General features: G+C 73.4%; 18 protein-coding genes. 9 read left to right on the forward strand and 9 right to left on the reverse strand.

Annotation, left to right across the window (positions count from 1 at the left end; translation table 11 throughout):
- Positions 1-8 precede the first annotated feature (8 nt).
- The 4 genes from CFW40_RS13315 to CFW40_RS13330 form a co-directional block, all read right to left on the reverse strand.
- The gene (locus CFW40_RS13315) at positions 9-635 is read right to left on the reverse strand and encodes a hypothetical protein (RefSeq protein ID WP_088797992.1); all 627 of its coding nucleotides are present in this window, start codon (positions 633-635) and stop codon (positions 9-11) included.
- 176 nt (positions 636-811) lie between these two features.
- Positions 812-1,393 (reverse strand): hypothetical protein, encoded by a 582-nt coding sequence (locus CFW40_RS37060; protein ID WP_176956511.1) that lies wholly within the window; start codon positions 1,391-1,393, stop codon positions 812-814.
- 209 nt (positions 1,394-1,602) lie between these two features.
- The gene (locus tag CFW40_RS13325; RefSeq protein ID WP_256331484.1) at positions 1,603-2,676 is read right to left on the reverse strand and encodes a MurR/RpiR family transcriptional regulator; all 1,074 of its coding nucleotides are present in this window, start codon (positions 2,674-2,676) and stop codon (positions 1,603-1,605) included.
- 157 nt (positions 2,677-2,833) lie between these two features.
- Complete coding sequence (locus tag CFW40_RS13330) at positions 2,834-4,318, reverse strand: aromatic amino acid ammonia-lyase (protein ID WP_088797993.1); 1,485 nt, start codon at positions 4,316-4,318, stop codon at positions 2,834-2,836.
- 184 nt (positions 4,319-4,502) lie between these two features.
- Between CFW40_RS13330 and CFW40_RS13335 the strand changes: the two genes are divergently transcribed.
- The 4 genes from CFW40_RS13335 (at position 4,503) to CFW40_RS13350 (ending at position 8,078) form a co-directional block, all read left to right on the forward strand.
- Positions 4,503-5,726 carry an ABC transporter ATP-binding protein gene (locus tag CFW40_RS13335; protein ID WP_088797994.1) on the forward strand — a complete coding sequence of 408 codons (1,224 nt, stop codon included), beginning with the start codon at positions 4,503-4,505 and terminating at the stop codon, positions 5,724-5,726.
- Positions 5,723-6,397 (forward strand): ABC transporter permease, encoded by a 675-nt coding sequence (locus CFW40_RS13340; protein ID WP_088797995.1) that lies wholly within the window; start codon positions 5,723-5,725, stop codon positions 6,395-6,397. The genes CFW40_RS13335 and CFW40_RS13340 overlap by 4 nt, the downstream gene beginning before the upstream one ends.
- A 7-nt stretch (positions 6,398-6,404) precedes the next feature.
- Positions 6,405-7,076, forward strand: a complete 672-nt coding sequence (locus tag CFW40_RS13345) for an ABC transporter permease (RefSeq protein ID WP_018093135.1) — start codon at positions 6,405-6,407, stop codon at positions 7,074-7,076.
- 75 nt (positions 7,077-7,151) lie between these two features.
- Positions 7,152-8,078, forward strand: a complete 927-nt coding sequence (locus tag CFW40_RS13350; RefSeq protein ID WP_088797996.1) for an ABC transporter substrate-binding protein — start codon at positions 7,152-7,154, stop codon at positions 8,076-8,078.
- A 59-nt stretch (positions 8,079-8,137) separates the two neighbouring features.
- On the opposite strand, the gene CFW40_RS13355 is transcribed toward CFW40_RS13350, so the two are convergent.
- The 4 genes from CFW40_RS13355 to CFW40_RS13365 all read right to left on the reverse strand — a co-directional run bounded on the left by CFW40_RS13355 (position 8,138) and on the right by CFW40_RS13365 (position 11,366).
- On the reverse strand, positions 8,138-9,250 hold the full coding sequence (locus tag CFW40_RS13355; RefSeq protein ID WP_371127128.1) for a sigma-70 family RNA polymerase sigma factor: 1,113 nt from the start codon (positions 9,248-9,250) through the stop codon (positions 8,138-8,140).
- Positions 9,251-9,424: 174 nt separating this feature from the next.
- Entirely contained in the window at positions 9,425-9,586 is a 162-nt protein-coding gene (locus tag CFW40_RS37065) for a hypothetical protein (protein ID WP_176956510.1), read from the reverse strand.
- 13 nt (positions 9,587-9,599) lie between these two features.
- Positions 9,600-10,097, reverse strand: a complete 498-nt coding sequence (locus tag CFW40_RS13360) for a hypothetical protein (protein WP_088797998.1) — start codon at positions 10,095-10,097, stop codon at positions 9,600-9,602.
- A gap of 231 nt (positions 10,098-10,328) precedes the next feature.
- On the reverse strand, positions 10,329-11,366 hold the full coding sequence (locus CFW40_RS13365; protein WP_088797999.1) for a LacI family DNA-binding transcriptional regulator: 1,038 nt from the start codon (positions 11,364-11,366) through the stop codon (positions 10,329-10,331).
- Between the two features lie 264 nt (positions 11,367-11,630).
- Here CFW40_RS13365 and CFW40_RS13370 point away from each other — a divergent pair, with 264 nt between their 5' ends.
- From CFW40_RS13370 to CFW40_RS13385, 4 genes are all read left to right on the forward strand, one after another.
- A complete protein-coding gene (locus tag CFW40_RS13370) occupies positions 11,631-12,548 on the forward strand; it encodes an amidohydrolase family protein (RefSeq protein WP_088798000.1) in 918 nt (305 codons plus the stop codon).
- Complete coding sequence (locus tag CFW40_RS13375; protein WP_088798001.1) at positions 12,545-13,105, forward strand: cysteine dioxygenase family protein; 561 nt, start codon at positions 12,545-12,547, stop codon at positions 13,103-13,105. Before CFW40_RS13370 ends, CFW40_RS13375 begins: the two co-directional genes overlap by 4 nt.
- 193 nt (positions 13,106-13,298) lie before the next feature.
- Positions 13,299-14,720, forward strand: a complete 1,422-nt coding sequence (locus CFW40_RS13380) for a cytosine permease (protein WP_088798002.1) — start codon at positions 13,299-13,301, stop codon at positions 14,718-14,720.
- 40 nt (positions 14,721-14,760) lie between these two features.
- Entirely contained in the window at positions 14,761-15,192 is a 432-nt protein-coding gene (locus CFW40_RS13385; protein ID WP_088798003.1) for a hypothetical protein, read from the forward strand.
- Between the two features lie 420 nt (positions 15,193-15,612).
- Here CFW40_RS13385 and CFW40_RS13390 read toward each other — a convergent pair whose 3' ends face one another.
- The gene (locus CFW40_RS13390; protein ID WP_088802093.1) at positions 15,613-17,001 is read right to left on the reverse strand and encodes a cystathionine beta-synthase; all 1,389 of its coding nucleotides are present in this window, start codon (positions 16,999-17,001) and stop codon (positions 15,613-15,615) included.
- A gap of 197 nt (positions 17,002-17,198) precedes the next feature.
- Between CFW40_RS13390 and CFW40_RS13395 the strand changes: the two genes are divergently transcribed.
- The gene (locus CFW40_RS13395) at positions 17,199-18,215 is read left to right on the forward strand and encodes an SGNH/GDSL hydrolase family protein (RefSeq protein ID WP_176956509.1); all 1,017 of its coding nucleotides are present in this window, start codon (positions 17,199-17,201) and stop codon (positions 18,213-18,215) included.
- The last annotated feature ends 198 nt before the right edge of the window (positions 18,216-18,413 follow it).

Here is an 18,413-nt window from a genome sequence, read left to right on the forward strand (position 1 = left end):
GCCGCCGCTCAGCGGCCGGCCCGTACTCCGCCGGCCCGGGAACCGCCGGCCCGGGAACCGCCGGCCCGCGCTCCCGCTCGCCGCGCGCCGCCGGGCCGGGCATCGCCCGCGGCCGTACCGGTCAGGGCGTACTCGCGGACCTCCTTGCCCGCGGCGCCACCCCGTGTGGCAGCTTCCGTCCGCACCCACAGCAGCGCCTCGTGCTCCCGTTCCCAGCGGCCCAGCCAAAGCGCCTTGGCCCACAGCCCGAGCGCGGCCCCGGCCATCAGCAGCCCACCGGCCGCCGGCAGCACACAGGACGACGCGACCGCGGCCAGAAAGGCGCACAGCAGCCACCAGCGGTGCGCCCGCCGCCAGACCCGGAGGGTGACCGCACGGTCCTGCAGGATGGCGGCCTTCCCGGCACGCGACGCGTCGCGCGCCAGCGTCGTATACCGGCCGCGCCGCGCCAGGTACACCACCAGCGCCGCGCCCACGCCCAGCGCCGCCCCCGCCGACAGCCCGGCCGTCCGCCCGGTCAGGCCCGGCACCAGCACGCCGATCCCCGTGGCCAGCAGCCCCGGCCACCACAGCCAGCCCGCCGGCGCCCGCACCACCACCGTCACCCGCGCCAGCGCATACGCCCCGTGCCCCACGACAGACCTCCTCGCCCCGAGACCGCTCCGTTCCCACTGTCCGGCACACCTGTACCCGCCTTCCGGCACACCTGTACCGGCGGCGGATCGTAGCCAGCCCGGATGAGGATTCCCTGAGACGGCCCGGGGGCCGCCCGGCGCAGTCCGGCCGGTTTCGGCCGGTGGGCCGCTGAGGGTCAGTGGCCGCCGGACGGGGCGTCACAGCCCGGGTGGTCGGGGTAGCCGCCGAAGGCGTCCGCCTGGGTGGTCCTGCTGTTCATGGTGCCCTCCAGGCACAGCGGAGAGGCGTCGATGAGGAAGCTGACCGCCGCGGGACCGTTCTGGTGGGACTGCACCTTGCCGGCGGAGTAGCCGAGGCCGGTGAGTGCGCTGCGGGTGCTGACGGGGTCGAAGTCGCCACGCCTGCGCAGCGGTTCGAGCGCACGCTCGATGCGTCTGACGGCCGCGAGCCCGTCGCAGCGGCGCCGGCCGTGCAACGGGAAGGGGACCCGGAAGCCGTGGTTCTCGGCGTAGTGGTCGGTGGGCGGCGCGGTCCGCCCCGAGGAGTGTGTGGCCGGCGTCGGGGCGGGGCTTTCGCCGGGGCACGGAAAGTCCGCCGGTCTGCTCGGGGTCGCTGCCGCTGCCCGCGAGGGCCCGGCCGCACCGGCGTTGCCCTCCGGCCGGTGCGTTCCGCATCCCGCCGCCAGCACGCCCAACACGCTCAGCACCGTCATCGGCAGCACCCCGCGCCGGGCCCCCGTCGTCCTGATCATCGCCATGCGCCGATCCTCCTCCGCGGCACGGCAGACGTCTTGCCCCTTTTCCGCACCGGGGCATACGAATCCGGTCACACTTCGGTGGCGAGCCCTTCAGACGTCGGCGTCCCGGCCACCGGCCTGGCATGGGGCACGGCCCGGCATGGGTCACGGCCTGGCATGGGTCACGGATTGACCTGGGGCACGGCCTGACCTGGCACGGCGTGGCCGTCTCACTCCACGAACAGCCCCCGCGCCGCCGCCGCCGCGTCGAATTCCTCCAGCCGGGCCTGGGCGTCCGGGAGCGCGTCGCACATCGCCTCCAGCAGCACGCGGCCCAGGAGCATGGGGGCGCAGGCCGTGTCGAAGGCCAGGCCGGTGCCGACGGGGGCCGGAAGCAGCAGGTCGGTGTGGTGGGCGACGGGGGCGAAGGCGCTGTCGGCGACGGTGACGACGGTCAGGCCGGCGGAGCGGGCGTATTCCAGTGCGTCGATGACCTCGCGAGGGTGGCGGGGCAGGGCGAAGCAGAGGAGGGCGCTCGCGCCGGCGCGTACCGCGGCGTCGATGCGGTCGGTGAGCATGGTGCCGCCCTCGTCCAGCAGCCGGACGTCGGGGTGGACCTTACGGGCGAAGTAGCTGAAACCGGCGGCCTGGGCGGTGGCGGCGCGCAGGCCGAGGACGGGGAGCGGCCGGGAGGCGGCGAAGAGGCGGCCGGCCTCGGCCACCGGTGCCGGGTCGGCGAGGGCGGCGGCGAGCCGGCGGAGGTTGTCGATCTCCGCCTGGACGGCCTGCTGGTACTCGTTGTAGGAGCCGGTGTCGCCGGGCTTGTCCGTGGGGGCGACCTCGCGCAGATGGCGGCGCAGCGCCGGGTAGCCGTCGAAGCCGAGGGCGACGGCGAAGCGGGTGACGGACGGCTGGCTGACCCCGGCCAGTTCGGCCAGTTCGACGCTGGAGAGGAAGGGGGCGTCGGCGGCCCGGCGCACCATGCAGTGGGCGATCCGCCGCTGGGTGGGGGTCAGCCGGTGGCCCTCGAAGAGCTTCTGGAGACGGGCGGCCGTACCGGTGTCCACAGCGGAGATGCCTGCTTCCGTGGCGGTGGCGTCCGTCCCGGTGGTGTCCGCCCCGGCATTCTTGTTCGTACTCGCGCCCGCATCCGCGTCCGCCCCCGAGTCCACGGTGACCGGCGCGCCCGCCGTCCGGCCGCCCCTGTCCCGCGGCCCGTCGCCACTCGCGCCACCACGCGCACCGCCGGCCGCCCCGCCGTTCGCGCCGCCGATGCCGCCGCCGTTGTCCCCGTCCCCGCTCATCGCCTCTTCTTCCCGGCCCGGTCGGGGGCCTGTCCTGTCCTGTGTCGACCGACTGTACGGAATTCCTGGCCCGCTCCGGTCCTCGCTACGCGCCGCGATCCGGCCGTAAGAGCGCCCCGGCCCCGACACCCTCACTGCCTGCCCGGCGCCCCGCCCCCTACAGCTCCGCCAGCCCGTCCAGCAGCCCCGCCGCGACCGCCACGTCATCCGTCAGCGGCCGGTCCTCCATCCGCGGATCGAGGGCGTCGGCGGCGAAGGCGTAGGCGGCGGCGAGCGGAATGTCCGGGTCGGGTTCCAGGGAGCGCATCCGCAAGGCCCGTACGGTGGCGACCAGTTCACAGGCGAGGACCTGGCGGTAGTGCGCAGCGGCGCGCAGGCTCTGGCGCGCGCCCAGGGAGGCGAAGCTGGCCTGTTCCTCGACGCCGCGGGAGAGGACGGCATGGCCGAGCGAGGCCGGCTGGGAGACCGCGCGCATCTCCCCGAGCGCGGCGCCCGCCGCGTATTCGAGGATCATCACGCCGGAGCTGGCCGGTGCCGCATCCCCCAGGAACGGCCGCAGCCGGGTGAAGTCGGGCTCGGAGAGCGCGGCGAGCCGGGCGGTGGACAGCTGGGCGGTCTGCAGCACGGCCAGGCGGAGGGCGTCCAGGGCGAGCGCGGTATGGGCGGCATAGAAGTTGCCGTGGTGGTAGGCGGCCTGGTCCTCGATGCTGATCAGGGGGTTCTCGGCAGCGGCGTTCACCTCGACCGTCAGCACCTCGTCCAGGGTGTCGGCGGCGTCCAGCGCCGGGCCGTGGATCTGCGGGATGCAGCGGAAGCCGTACGGGTCCTGAATACGGCCGAGGGGCGGGGCCGGGCGGGGCGGGACGCCGGAGAGGGTGCGCAGCCGGGTGGCGGCGGCCGCGGAGCCGGGGTGCGGGCGGGCGAGCATGACCGGCTCGGCGAAGGGCTCGTAGGAGCCGCCGACCGCGAGCAGCGAGAGCGCGGCGACGGGGAGGGAGGCCGCCAGGAGCCGGCGCAGTTCGTCGAGGGCGAGCGCGGACTGGCCGAGGGTGAGGGCATTGCTGCTGATCAGGGCCAGGGCGTCGTTGTTGTCGAGGGCGATGGGGGCGGGGGCCAGGCCGCCGGACGCGCAGTGCCAGGGGTGTTCGCCGGCCAGCGCGAGTCCGGTCTGGGCGAGCGCGGCCAGGTCGCCGGTGCCGACGCCGCCGTGTTCGTTGACGACGGGGTGCGCGCCGGTGTCCAGGGCGGTGAGCAGGGAGGTGATGACGGCGGGGTTCAGGCCGGCGCCGCCCGCCAGCAGCTGGTTGGCGCGCACGGCGAGCATGGCGCGGACCTCGCGGCCGGGCAGCGGGTCGCCGATCGCGCCGGCGTGGCTGCGCAGCAGCCGCAGTCCGTGCTCGGCGTCCGCGGCCCCGACGTCCTCCGTGCGGTTGGCGCCGACGCCGGTGCTGCGCCCGTAGACCCGGCCGGTGGCGGCGAGGCGGCGTGCGGTCTCCCAGGATTCCTCGGCGCGGGCGAAGGCCTTGGGGTCGGGCGCCGTGGGGTGCGCGGTGCGCTGTGCGAGGGCGGCGATGTCGGCGCTGTGCAGGCCGGTGCCGTCGAGCGTGATGCGCCGGCCGGCAGGGGGGCCGCTGTCCAGCATGTGAGAAACCAAGGGGTTCAACTCCCTCTTATAGCGCGCTTTGTGGACGGAAGTCCGACACCTCTCTCCGTACGGTGAGGCGAAGTAACAGGCGGGCCGCAGGCGATTGACTCCCGCCTATTGACTTCTATTCACGTGCCTATGACTCTGCATGACACTATGCAGGCCGGGCAAGGGGCAGCGGATGATCAAGTTCGACGCAGTCAGCAAGCGATACCCGAATGGCACCACCGCCGTGGACGAGCTGTCCCTGGACCTGCCCGAAGGCGGGGTCACCGTCCTCGTCGGCTCGTCGGGCTGCGGCAAAACCACCACCCTGCGGATGGTCAACCGGATGGTCGAGCCGACCTCCGGCAGGATCAGCGTCGGCGGCCGCGACATCCAGGAGGCGGACGCCGCCGAGCTGCGCCGCGGCATCGGCTACGTCATCCAGCAGTCCGGCCTCTTCCCTCACCGTACGATCCTGGACAACATCGCGACGGTCCCCCTGCTGCTGGGCTGGGGCAAGCGCAAGGCCCGCGCCCGCGCCGCCGAGCTGCTGGAGCTGGTCGGTCTGCCCGCCGACGCCGGCAAGCGCTATCCGCACCAGCTCTCCGGCGGCCAGCAGCAGCGCGTCGGCGTCGCCCGCGCGCTCGCCGCCGACCCTCCGGTGCTGCTGATGGACGAGCCGTTCGGCGCGGTCGACCCCGTGGTGCGCACCCAGTTGCAGAACGAGCTGCTGCGGCTCCAGGAGGAGCTGCGCAAGACCGTCGTCTTCGTCACCCATGACATCGACGAGGCGGTCCGCCTGGGCGACCGGATCGCGGTCTTCCGCAACGGCGGCCGGCTCGTCCAGTGCGCCGAACCCGCCGAGCTGCTGGCCCGCCCCGCCGATGACTTCGTCGCCGGCTTCCTGGGCGCCGAGCGCGGCCTCAAGCTGCTCTCGCTCACCCCCCTCGCTGACGTGCCGTACGCCCCCGGCCGGGCGATACGCGCCGACGAGCCGATCGACGGGATACCCCGCGACGGCGGCCGCTGGCGGGTGGTGACCTCCCCGCGCGGGCAACCGCTGGGGTGGCTGGACGCCGACGCGCTGCCCGCCGGCGGGACGGCCGGCGAGGCCGCGCTGGAGGCCGTACGGCCGCTGCGCGACAGCGATTCGCTGCTCTCGGCGCTCAACGAGGCGGTCTCCTCCCCCGCCGCCGCCGTCGTCCGGGTCTCCGACGACGGGGTGCTGACCGGCCTCACCTCCCGCGACGCCATCCACGACCGGGCGGGCCGCAGCCATGCGGAGGCGGGCCGGGCGGCGGCGGGCGCCGGGCCCACCACTTTCGAGCCCGCCCCCGAGGCAGCCGACTCCGACGACACCCCCAAAGACGCCGAGCCCACGCCCGGAACGTCCCCCTCCGCCACGGAGCGCCCCGCATGACCATCGAGTGGGGCTGGTTCCCCGACCACGCCGACGAGATGGCCCGCCTGACCGCCGACCACCTCGCCACCGCCGTGCCCGCCGTCCTCCTCGGCCTGCTGATCGCGCTGCCGCTGGCGGTCCTCGCCCACCGGATACGGCCGCTGCGCGGCGTCATCCTGGGCGCGTCCAACATCCTCTACACCATCCCCTCCCTTGCCTTCTTCGTCCTCCTCCTGCCGGTCACCGGCCTCACCCGCACCACCGCGATCGTCGGTCTGACCGCGTACACCCTGGTCGTCCTCGTACGGAACACCGTCGAGGGGCTGGACGCGGTCCCGGTCAAGGTCCGTGAGGCGTCGACGGCGATGGGGACCGGGCCGCTGCGCACCCTGCTCACCGTCGAGCTGCCGCTCGCCCTCCCGGTGATCGTGGCGGGCGTCCGGGTCGCCACCGTCATGTCCATCTCCCTGGTCAGCGTGGCGAGCTACATCGGCTACGGCGGCCTCGGCCAGCTCTTCACCGACGGCTTCCAGCGCAACTTCCCCACCCCGGTCATCGCCGGTGTGGCCCTGACCCTGCTGCTCGCCCTGGTCGCCGACGCGCTGCTGGTGACCGTCCAGTGGCTGTGCACCCCCTGGCGGCGCGGCACCTCCCGGCAGCGCACCTCTCTGTGGCGGAAGGCAGCGTGACGCGCCGATGCTCGAACTCCTGAAGAACCTCGCCTCGTGGCTGACCAGTCCGGCCCAGTGGTCGGGCCCCGAGGGCATCGCCGCGCGCATCCTGGAGCACCTGGAGTACTCGGTGCTCGCCACCCTCGCCGCGGCCGTGATCGCGCTGCCCGTCGGCCTGCTCATCGGGCACACCGGCCGGGGCGCCTTCCTCGCCGTCAACCTCTCCTCCTTCGGCCGGGCGCTGCCCACCGTCGGCCTGGTCACGCTGGTCTTCCTCGCGGGCGGGCTGAGCGTGTGGCCGGTGTACGTGTCACTGGTCGCGCTCGCCGTGCCGGTGATCATCACCAATACGTACGCGGGGATGGCCGCCGTCGACCCCGAGGTCAAGGACGCCGCCAAGGGCGTGGGGCTGCGCGGCCGCCAGGTCCTGTGGCAGGTCGAACTCCCGCTCGCCCTCCCGCTGATCATGACCGGCGTACGGCTGGCGACCGTGCAGGTCGTCGCCACCGCCACCATCGCCGCCTATGTCAGCTTCGGCGGGCTGGGCCGCTATGTCTTCGACGGGCTGGCGCAGCGCGACCTGGTGCAGGTCCTCGGCGGTGCGGCCCTGGTCGCCGTGCTCGCCGTCGTCGCCGACCTGGCGCTGGGCGGGCTGACCCGGCTGCTGTTCCGCGGCCGCCCGGCCACCGCACGCTGAACGCCCGGCACCCGGCCACCGCCCGCTGAGCACCTGCCGCCCCGCCCCTTCCGTACGCACCCGAGGAGCCCGCCCATGAACCGTCGTACCGCTTTGACCGCTCTCCTCGCCGGCGCCTCGGCCCCGCTGCTGGCCGCCTGTTCCTCCGGCATCACCTCCCTCAAGGGGGACGGCGCCGGCGGCGACAGCGGCAGCAGCACCGGCGGACTGGTCATCGGCACCGCCAACTTCACCGAGAACCAGATCCTCGGCTACCTCTACGCGGGCGTGCTGACCGCGGCCGGGGTCAAGGCCACCGTCAAGCCCAACCTCGGCTCCCGCGAGATCGTGGTCCCCGCGCTGCGCTCCGGCGATATCGACCTGCTCCCCGAGTACCAGGGCAGCCTGCTGCTCTACCTCGACAAGAAGGCCACCGAGACCGAGGCGGGCGCGATGCAGAACGCGCTGGCCACCGTGCTCCCCGACGGCCTGGAAATCCTGCCCTACGCGGCCGCCGAGGACCGCGACAGCTTCGCGGTGACCCGCGCGACCGCCGACCGCTACGGCCTGAAGACGCTCGCCGATCTGCGCAAGGTCAACGGCAAGCTGGTGTTCGGCGCGGCCGCCGAGATGAAGAAGCGGGTGGTCGGGCTCGTCGGCCTCAAGGAGCAGTACGGGGTGGAATTCAAGGAGTTCAAGGCGCTGGACTCCTCCGGGCCGCTGGTCAAGGGCGCGCTGAAGAAGGGCGACATCGACGTCGGCAACGTCTTCACCACCGACGTCGACACCGCGGAGAACGGCTGGATCCTGCTCACGGACCCCAAGCACCTGATCCCCGCCCAGCACATCGTCCCGCTGATCGCCGCCCGCAAGGCCGACTCCAAGGTCCGCAAGGCCCTGGCCCGGCTGGGCAACACCCTCACCACCGCCGACCTCACCGAGCTCAACCGCCTCGTCGACAAAGAGAAGCAGGACCCGGACCGGGTGGCCGACGCCTGGCTGAAGAAGCACAAGGTGAGCTGAGGCCCGGCGGCGGCCGCAGGCCTCACGGCGGCGGGCGCCGCCTCACGCGGCCGCACGCCTCACGCGGGCGGCGGGCCGCCGTGCCGGCGCGGCAGGCCGAACAGCGGGAACAGCCGCTCGGTGTCCAGGAAGCACTGCAGCGCGGTGATCCGGCCGCCCGCCGTCTCGATGACCTGGATCGCCCAGGGCGTGCCGTCCGCGCGGTACTGCCCGAACGCCGGCCGGCCGTTCGCCGCGACCGGCACCAGATGCGACCCCTCGCAGCCGCAGCCCGGCCCCAGCATCCACTTCACGATGTCCTCGTGGCCGCGCAGCCACAGCTCGAGCGGCGGCATGGAAAGCGTGGAGTCCTCGTGCAGCACGGCCGTGAGCGCGTCCATGTCGAACCGTTCGAAAGCGTCGACATAGCGCCGCAGCAGCTCCTGCTGGGCGTCGTCCAGCGGCTGCTGCGCCGCGCCGGCAGCGGTGTCACCGGAGGCGGCGAGCGTCGCACGGGCCCGCTGCAGGGCGCTGTTGACCGAGGCGACCGAGCTTCCCAGCAGCTCGGCGACCTCACTCGCCGGCCAGCTGAGCACTTCCCTCAGGATCAGCACCGCCCGCTGCCGGGGCGCCAGCCGCTGCAGCGCGGCAATGAACGCCAGGCGGACCGACTCCCGGGCGACGGCGGTCTCCGCCGGGTCCGCCGTCGACGCCAGCACCCGCTGGTCCGGTACGGGCCCGATCCAGGTCGCCTCGGGCAGGCCGGTGCCGACCGGGGTGTCCACGCTGGACGGGGAGGCGAGATCCATCGGCCGGGCCCGGCGCTGACCGCCCTTGAGCAGGTCGAGGCACACATTCGTGGCGATCCGGTAGAGCCAGGACCGCAGGGACGCCCGCCCCTCGAACCGGTCGTAGCCCCGCCAGGCGCGCACCATCGTCTCCTGCACGGCGTCCTCGGCCTCGAACGCCGAGCCCAGCATCCGGTAGCAGTAGCCGGTCAGCTCGGTGCGGTGGGCCTCCAGCCGGTCCACGGGCTCGGTCCGGTCCACGGGCTCGTTCCGGGGCGCCGCCTCGCTGCGGGGCGCCGACTCGTTCCGGGGCGCGGGCTCCTTCCCGGGCGCGCGACCCGTGCCGCCGCCCGCCGGCCCGGCTTGGTCGGCCGCCGTGCTTGCGCTCGTCGAGGACCGTTTCATCGAGGACCGCCCATCCGCCCGTGAGCCGACCACCGGCACACGCGCCCGACGCTACCGGAGCAGTGGCCACCAGTCTGCTCCTCGCCAGGGGGCTCCGCAGCCGGGGGCCGGACGCGGGAGAACAGCGCAAAGGCGGGCCGGGCACCACGGCCCGGCCCGCCCCGCGTCTGTAGGTCATCTGCGCAACTGCACGCCGCGCAGCACCCCTCCGACGACCGCTCCGGCCACCACGCTCAGCCCGAGCCGGGCAGGTTCCGTCAATCCGGAGAACACGGTGTGCGTGAGCGCGAAAACGACCACGACCGCGAGAACTCCGGCGATCAGCGCCTTTCTCATTTCTTGCCCATCATCAGCAATCGGAAAGCGAAAGCACCGCGCCGGAGACCAGACCTCCGAAAGCCCCCGCCGTGGCGCCCGCGGCACACCCGGTCTCGGCGCCCGCTATACAGCCGCCTATCCCGCCGGACACCACATAGTCCTTGATCTTTTCGTTGGCGCATTGGGAGTAGCTCTCGGCCGCCACGCTCCGTGCGGTGACGCCGAGATCCCGGAAGCTCCGGGTCGCCCGCACGGTCACCGTGGCGCCCTTGGCCCGGTAGCTGACATGCGCCGTCTTGCCGTTCTTCAGTTTGATGGCGGTGCCCAGCGAGCCCACCGTCCGACGGCCGGGACCGACCAGCTCCAGCTTCTTGCCGGCCACCGTGAAGTGGTAACCGGCGGGCATGGAAAGGGTGGCCGTCAGCGTTTTGGCGTCCGGCGACCTGAGCGACTTCAGCTTGAATCCCTTGACGGAACTCACCGATTTCGCGGAATGCGGCGCACTGTGCGCGGAGGCGGGACCGGCCACCCCCGCAAGAGTCAGTGCGGTGAGTGCGGTCGCAGCGGTCCTACGGAACCTCATATATCCCCGTTTCCCCGTGTGGATCGATTCCGTGATCAGCCTATGAGGGGCGTCGCAAATGCAAGATCCATAGCGAGTAATTTCGGGGTAAACGCAGCCACTTACGGGGCAGTTCGCCCCTCGCGCGAGCTGACGGGGCGCCACCGGCGGGGCCCGGGACGGCCCTTCGGTGTCCGGCTACCACCGCGCCGCCACCGCCGACCCCCGTTCCGAGAGGCGCGGGGCGCACAGGATGCGCTTGCGGCGGACCCGGCGGCCCTCGATGGCGGCGACCGCGAGGCGGGCGGCCTCCTTGGCGATCTCGCCCAGGCCCCAGTCGACGGTGGTCAGGGGCGGGGTGAGGACCCGGGAGACGGGGTGGTCGTCGAAGCCGACGACCGAGAGGTCGCGGCCGACGGTCAGGGAGGCCTCGGCGGCGGCCGCGTAGACGCCGTAGGCGATGGAGTCGGAGAAGCAGAAGACCGCGGTGACCGGGACGGGACCGGCGGGACGGCGGCCGTCCGGGCTGCCCGCCAGGACCCGGCGGGCCATCGCGGTCGCCTCGCCCAACTCCTGCGGGCAGGGCAGGACTTCGGCCTCGATGCCGAGCCGGTCGGCGGCCTCGCGCACATAGACGTCGGCGGGGCGGTCGGGGGTGGACGGGCCGGTGGGGGTCAGCACGGTGACCCGGCGGTGGCCCAGCCCCCGGAGGTAGTCCAGGACGGCATCGATGCCGGCCCGGTTGTCGAAGAGCACTTCACCCGCCGTACGGGCCCGGCTCAGGGCGTCGCCGATGGAGACCACCGGCACCGCGTCGGCGATCGCCGCCCAGCCCTCGGCGGACGGATCGACGGGCGAGACCAGCAGGCCGTCCACCCGCTGGTCGCGCAGCTGCTTGGCGAGGGACAGCTCCCGCCCGGGGTCGCCGCCCGCGTCGAGGATCAGCGCATAGCGGTCGCCGGCCAGCAGCTCCCGCCCTATCGCCGCCATCAGCTGCTGCTGCCAGAGGTCCTGCAGATCACCGGCGAGCACACCGACCGTGCTCGTACGGCCGCTGGCGAGGGCGCGGGCGATCGGATCGGCCTCGTAGCCGAGCTCGGCGGCGGCCTTGCGCACCCGCTCCTCGGTTTCCTTGGAGACGTGCTTGCCGCGCAACGCGTAGGAGACGGCCGCGGTGGAGAGGCCGGTGGCCTCGGCCACTTCGCGGAGGGTGGTGCGCTTATTGGGCCTGGCCATGTCCGGAAGCCTACCCAAGGAGGGCGCGGCAGCCGGTCACGATGCGGCGCCCGCCGGGCGGCGCCCCGGGGGCGGCAACGGCCCGCCGGACCCGGCGGGGCCTTGACAGCACTCCCGGTTAACCGCTTCACTTAAACGCATCAGTGAAGCGGTTAAGCACAGCGGTTAAGTACAGCGGGAGCAGGCGGTCCGGGGCGCGGGCCACGACGGGCCCGCGCCCCGCACCACCGCCCACGCCACCGCCCCGCACCCGGAGGGAGGGCCGTGCCCACCGACGTCCACCAGCACCTCTGGCCGCCCGGGTTCCTCGCACTGCTGCGGTCCCGCAGTGCGCCGCCGCGGCTGGACGGCTGGACGCTGCACCTGCCGGGCGAGCCCCCGTACGCCGTCGACCCCGCCGACCACGACATCGCGGCCCGCGCCCGGCTCGCCCGCGCCGACGGCCTCGACCTGGCCCTGGTGTCGCTCTCCAGCCCGCTCGGCATCGAATACCTGCCGCCCGCCGAGGCCGCCCCCCTGCTCGCCGCCTTCCACGACGGCGCGCTGGACCTGCCCGCCCCCTTCGGCGTCTGGGCCTCGGCCTGTCTGTCCGCACCCGAGCCGGACCCCGACGCCCTGCGGCGCGAGCTGGCCCGCGGCTGCGTGGGGCTGCAACTGCCCGCCACCGCCCTGCTCGACGCCGCCGGATGGGCCCGGTGCGCCCCGCTGCTGGACGCCGCCGCCGAGCGGGACGCGCCGCTGTTCGTCCATCCCGGCCCGGCCCCGGCCGCGGACCGGGACGCCCCCGCCTGGTGGCCCGCGCTGGTCCCCTACCTCCAGCAGCTGCACGCCTCGTGGTTCGCCTTCCGCGCCTTCGGCCGGCCGCGCCACCCGGACCTGCGGGTCTGCTTCGCGGCCCTGGCCGGCCTGGCCCCGCTGCACGGCGAACGGCTGGTCGCCCGCGGCGGCGGCCGGGACCGCGGCCGGGTGGACTGCAAGGTGTTCTACGAGACCTCCTCGTACGGGACCCGTGCGGTCGACGCGCTGGTCCGGGCGGCGGGCATCGATGTCGTCGTCAGCGGCAGCGACCGCCCCTATGCCGAACCCGTCCTCCCCGACCTCGGCGCTCAGGCCGCCGTGCACGCCCTGCGCACCGCCAACCCGGCCCGTCTGCTGGGCCCGACGAAAGGAGCCCGCCCATGACGTACCGCACCTCCCCGGCCGCCACCGCCCGAGAGGTCCCCGACGGCGAGGAGCCGTTCACCGCACTGCCCGAGCGCAACCTCGACCGGCGCGAGCTGCAGGACCTGGTCGAAGAGCTCGCCACCCGCCCGGACCTGTGGCGTGAACAGGTCGCCTTCTCGGACACCGAGCGCCACTACGCCTCCCTGCACCGCGATGAGTTCGTCGATGTCTGGCTGCTGTGCTGGACCCGGCAGAACGACACCGGCTGGCACGACCACGACCTCTCCTCCGGGGCGGTGCGGGTCGTCCAGGGCGTGCTGACCGAGTCCAACCCCCGGATCGGCGGTGAGCACCTGGCCACCGCGGTCGGCGCGGGCTCCTCCTTCTCCTTCGGCCCGGACCACATCCACCGGCTCACCGGGGCGAGCGACGATGCGGTGTCGGTGCACGCCTACTCACCGCCGCTGTGGCGACTGGGCCAGTACGACATCACCGAGGACGGGCTGATGCGACGGATCTCGGTCTCCTACGCGGACGAGCTGCGGCCGACGGACGGGACGACGACCGCGGCCTGACCGGCCGGTCCGGGCGCTCCGGCGGCCCGGGGCCCGACCACCGGCGGCCCGCGCTCCGGGCCGCCGGCGCCCCGCCCGCCCCCGGACCGCCCGGCCTCGCCCGTCACCACGATTTACTCCCCACCTATTGACCTTCCATTCATCGCCATCGATCCTGCATGAATCCATACAGGCGGCGACGCGAGGCGGACTCATGGCAGGTGTGGTCGAACGGCGCTCCATCGACGTCGTCCCCGACGAGGAACGGCACGGCAGCGCGGTCAGCCAGTTCACGCTCTGGCTGGGCGCCAACCTCCAGATCACCGCCGTCGTCACCGGCGCGCTGGCCGTCGTCTTCGGGGCGAACGCCTTCTGGTCGCTGATCGGGCTGCTGCTCGGCAACCTCCTGGGCGGTGCGGTGATGGCGCTGCACTCCGCCCAGGGGCCACGGCTCGGACTGCCGCAGATGATCACCTCGCGGGCCCAGTTCGGGGTGCGCGGCGCGGTGGTCCCGCTGGCGCTGGTCATCGTGATGTACATCGGGTTCTTCGCCAGCGGCAGCGTGCTGGCCGGGCAGGCCGTCGGCGAGCTGACGCACCTCGGCGAGACCCCGGGGATCGTCCTGTTCGCCGCGGTCACCGCCGTGGCCGCGGCCGTCGGCTACCGCCTGATCCACACCCTCGGCAAGATCGCCGGCCTGGTCTGCGCACTGGCCTTCGTCTACCTCGGCATCCGGCTGCTGCAGCGCACCGACCTCGGCACGCTCCTCGCCGACCACCGCTTCGGGCTGCCGGTCTTCCTGCTCGCCGTCTCGCTCTCGGCCTCCTGGCAGCTGGCGTTCGGCCCGTACGTCGCGGACTACTCGCGCTACCTGCCGCGGCACACCTCGGCGCGCGCCACGTTCTGGTGGACGCTGTCCGGTTCGGTGCTCGGCTCGCAGTGGTCGATGACGTTCGGCGCGCTGGCCGCCGCCGCGGCGCCCGCGGCATTCGTGGGCCACGAGGTCAGCTACATCGTCGGCCTGGGCGGCGCGGGTCTGATCGCCTCGTTCCTCTACTTCGTCATCGCCCTCGGCAAACTCACCATCAACATCCTCAACACCTATGGCGGGTTCATGTCGCTGGTCACCAGCGTCAGCGGCTTCCGCGGGCAGCGCACCCTCACCCCGCGCGGCCGCTCCGCCTACATCGCCGGGATCATGGTGGCCGGCACCGCCGTCGCTCTCCTGGGCAAGGACTCGTTCCTGACGTCCTTCAAGGACTTCCTGCTCTTCCTGCTGACCTTCTTCACGCCCTGGTCGGCGGTGAACCTCGTCGACTACTACCTGATCTCGAAGGAGCGTTACGACATCCCGGCGCTCAGCGACCCGGCAGGACGCTACGGCGCCTGGAACGTGCGGGCGCTGGCGGTCTACGTCCTCGGGGTGCTCGCCCAGCTCCCGTTCCTGGCCACGCACTTCTACACCGGCCCGCTGGTGGCACCGCTCGGCGGCGCCGATATCTCCTGGCTCGTGGGGCTCGCCGTACCGGCCGTCCTGTACGGGCTGACCGCCCGCCACGACGCCGCCCGTACGGCAGCGCCGACAGCGCCGGCGGCGCCCCAGGAGGACCGGAATCCGGCCGGATCGGGGGGCTAGCCCTACCGCGCCGCCCGCCCGGCGTCCGTATTCTCGCGGCATGGCGATCCACGACCCCGAGCTGCGCAAGGAACTCGACGCGACCCTCCAGACGCGCAAGGAACTGGGGCCGGAGTACGAGTCCGAACTCCTGGAGTCCTTCCTGGAGACGCTGGAGCGGAGCGTCGACCAGCGGGTGCGGCGGCAACTCGCCGAACAGCAGGTCCAGGTGGCCCGCGGCACCCGGCCGCCGCGCCCCGGGGGCGGCGGCCCGCTCTCCTGGGAGCGGTGCGGGCTCGCCGCGCTCTCGCTGGTGCTGGCCGTGCCGCTGTCCGCGATCGCCGCGAGCCAGGCCGGGGAAGCGGGACTGCTGATGTGCTGGGCCGGGATCGTCGGCGTCAACGCCGTAGCGGGCGGCGGCCTGCACCGGCTGGTGCGCTCCCGCACGGACCACCGCGACGGCGCAGGGGACACCGAAGACCGCAGGGGCTGAAGGCCCCAGGAGCCGGAAGCCGGAAGCCGCAAGAGCCTGAAGGCCGCAGGAGTCCGAAGACCGCGGAGCTCTCAAGGCTTCGGCAGGGACCGGAAGGTGCGGGGGCCGCCGCACCCCGGCGCTGCCGGGGGCGGGACGACGGCGGTCCCCCGCACGGGACGCGTTCCGGGGTGAAGCCGGTCGGCGCATCCGGTGGCGACGGTGGAGGTCCGGGAGCCGCTCCGGAGGTCCTTGTCGCCGTGACCTCAATCTGCCCGACGCGTGTTAAGCCCGTGCTGCGAGCACATGACGCATACGTACACCTTGCGGCGACGCCCCGTTTCCTGACGTCCGCTTGACGCCGTGACAGGTGCGGAACGGACGGCGGCCGGGGCGTGGAAGACGGTCACCGCCCCACGCCCCGGCCGCCGGGTCCCGTCGCTACTTGCCGGCCTCGCGCGCCAGATAGGCCAGCAGGTCCTGCCGGCTCACCACGCCCTTCGGCTTGCCCTCGACGAGGACGATCGCCGCGTCCGCGCTCTCCAGGACCGCCATCAGATCGGCGACCGGCTCGCCGGAGCCGACCTGCGGCAGCGGCGGGCACATGTGCTTCTCCAGCGGGTCGGTCAGCGAGGCGCGCTGGGTGAACAGCGCATCGAGCAGTTCGCGCTCGACGACCGAGCCGACGACCTCGGCGGCCATCACGTCCGGGTGCCCGGCGCCCGGCTTGACGATCGGCATCTGCGAGACGCCGTACTCGCGCAGCACCTCGATCGCCTCGCCGACGGTCTCCTCCGGGTGCATGTGCACCAGCGAGGGCAGCGCGCCCTCCTTGTACTCCAGCACCTCGCCGACCCGGGCGGCGGCGCCGCCCTCCTCCAGGAAGCCGTAGTCGGCCATCCACTCGTCGTTGAAGATCTTGGAGAGGTAGCCGCGGCCGCTGTCCGGCAGCAGCACGACCACCACGTCGTCCGGGCCGAGCTTGGCGGCGACCTCCAGTGCACCCACCACGGCCATCCCGCAGGAGCCGCCGACCAGCAGGCCCTCCTCCTTGGCGAGCCGCCGGGTCATCTGGAAGGCGTCCTTGTCCGAGACCGCCACGATCTCGTCCGCGACGGTGCGGTCGTAGGCGGTCGGCCAGAAGTCCTCGCCGACGCCCTCGATCAGATACGGGCGCCCGGAGCCGCCGCTGTAGACGGAGCCCTCCGGGTCGGCGCCGATCACCTTGACCTTGCCGTCACTGGCGTCCTTCAGATAGCGGCCGGTGCCGCTGATCGTGCCGCCGGTGCCGACACCCGCCACGAAGTGGGTGATCCGCCCCCCGGTCTGCTCCCACAGCTCGGGACCGGTGCTCTCGTAGTGGGAGCGCGGATTGTTCGGGTTGCTGTACTGGTCCGGCTTCCAGGCGCCGGGCGTCTCGCGCACCAGCCGGTCCGAGACGTTGTAGTACGAGTCCGGGTGCTCGGGGTCGACGGCGGTCGGGCAGACCACCACCTCGGCACCGTAGGCACGCAGCACATTGATCTTGTCCGTGGACACCTTGTCCGGGCAGACGAAGATGCACTTGTAACCCTTTTGCTGGGCGACGATCGCCAGGCCCACACCCGTGTTGCCGGATGTCGGCTCGACGATGGTGCCGCCGGGCTGCAGCTCACCCGACTGCTCGGCGGCCTCGATCATCCGCACGGCGATCCGGTCCTTGACCGAACCGCCGGGGTTGAAGTACTCGACCTTCGCCAGGACGGTGGCCTGGATTCCTCGAGTGACGTTGTTGAGCCGCACGAGCGGGGTGTTGCCGACTAGCTCAATCATCGAATCGTAAAACTGCACGGTGGTCTCCGCGGTCGGGGGCACGCTGTCCTGCGCCGGTGCGGCCAGCCTATTGCCCGGGTCCGTTAGAGGAGGGATGAGTTGCGTTCCGTGCAGGAACGGGCAACACCCTGTTGTAGGAGTTCTTGCCGATTCAAGAGCGCGTCCGGCCCCCGGTGCCAGGGCGCGCCCGCACTGCGCGGGGAGGTGCCCGGCCCATGCCGATGACGATGTCCAGGGCCAGAGTGGCCCGGCGGATCGCGACCGCCGCCGCTTTCGGCGGCGGCGGGATCGGGCTGCTCGGGGTGGCCGCCGTCGGGGTGCTGCTGACCGAGGTCCGGCTGGCGCGCCGTACGGTCGGCGGCTCCAGCGACATTCCGCCGTGCGCCGACGGCCGTTACGGCGCCGCCTTCGACCACCTCACCGACCGCCCGCCGCTGCGGCTCGGCTTCCTCGGCGACTCCACCGCCGCGGGCCAGGGCGTGCACCGCGCCCGTCAGACTCCCGGCGCGCTGCTCGCCTCCGGCCTGGCCGCGCTCTCCGAGCTGCCCGTCGACTTCCGCAATGTGGCGCTGCCCGGCGCGCAGTCGGACGATCTGGCGCGCCAGGTGGAGCTGATGCTGGCCGACGGCACCGAGACCCCGGACGTCTGCGTCATCATGATCGGCGCGAACGACGTCACCCACCGGATGCCGCCGGCACAGTCGGTCCGCCATCTCTGTGAGGCGGTGCGCGCCCTGCGTGCGGCGGGCTGCGAGGTGGTCGTCGGCACCTGCCCGGACCTGGGCACCATCGAGCCGGTCTACCAGCCGCTGCGCTGGGTGGCCCGGCGGCTCTCCCGGCAGCTCGCCGCCGCCCAGACCATCGGGGTGGTCGAGAGCGGCGGCCGTACGGTCTCGCTCGGCGATCTGCTCGGCCCCGAATTCGAGGCGCGCCCCCGGGAGCTGTTCGGGCCGGACAACTACCACCCGTCGGCCGAGGGCTATGCCACCGCCGCGATGGCCGTGCTGCCGACGCTGTGCGCCTCGCTCGGCCTGTGGCCGGAGAAGGAGCAGCCGGAGCCCGCACGCGGCGAGGGCCTGCTGCCGGTCGCGCAGGCGGCCGCCGAGGCGGCCTCCGAGGGCGGCACGGAGGTCACCGCCTCCCGCCGTGCGCCCTGGGCGCTGCTCAAGCATCGCAGGCGCCGCCAGCTGCCGACGCCGGAGCCGACGGACCCGTCCTCGGTCATTCCGTGACGGGCGGCCGCCCGGCACACCGCGGGCGGTGGCCGGCGGTCCGGTCGGCGAGGGGGACACCCTCCCGCCAGGGGCCGCGGGGAATACCCCGCGGCCCCTCCTCGTTCTATAAGCGCCCGCTTAGAAAAGAGGCCCGCATCACAGCGCGGACCCCGTGACCTCAGCACTACGTGCAGGTAACTTCCCTCACAGTCCGCC

The organism is Streptomyces sp. 2114.4 (genome assembly GCF_900187385.1).
In the GTDB taxonomy this organism is placed as follows: Bacteria; Actinomycetota; Actinomycetes; order Streptomycetales; family Streptomycetaceae; genus Streptomyces; species Streptomyces mooreae.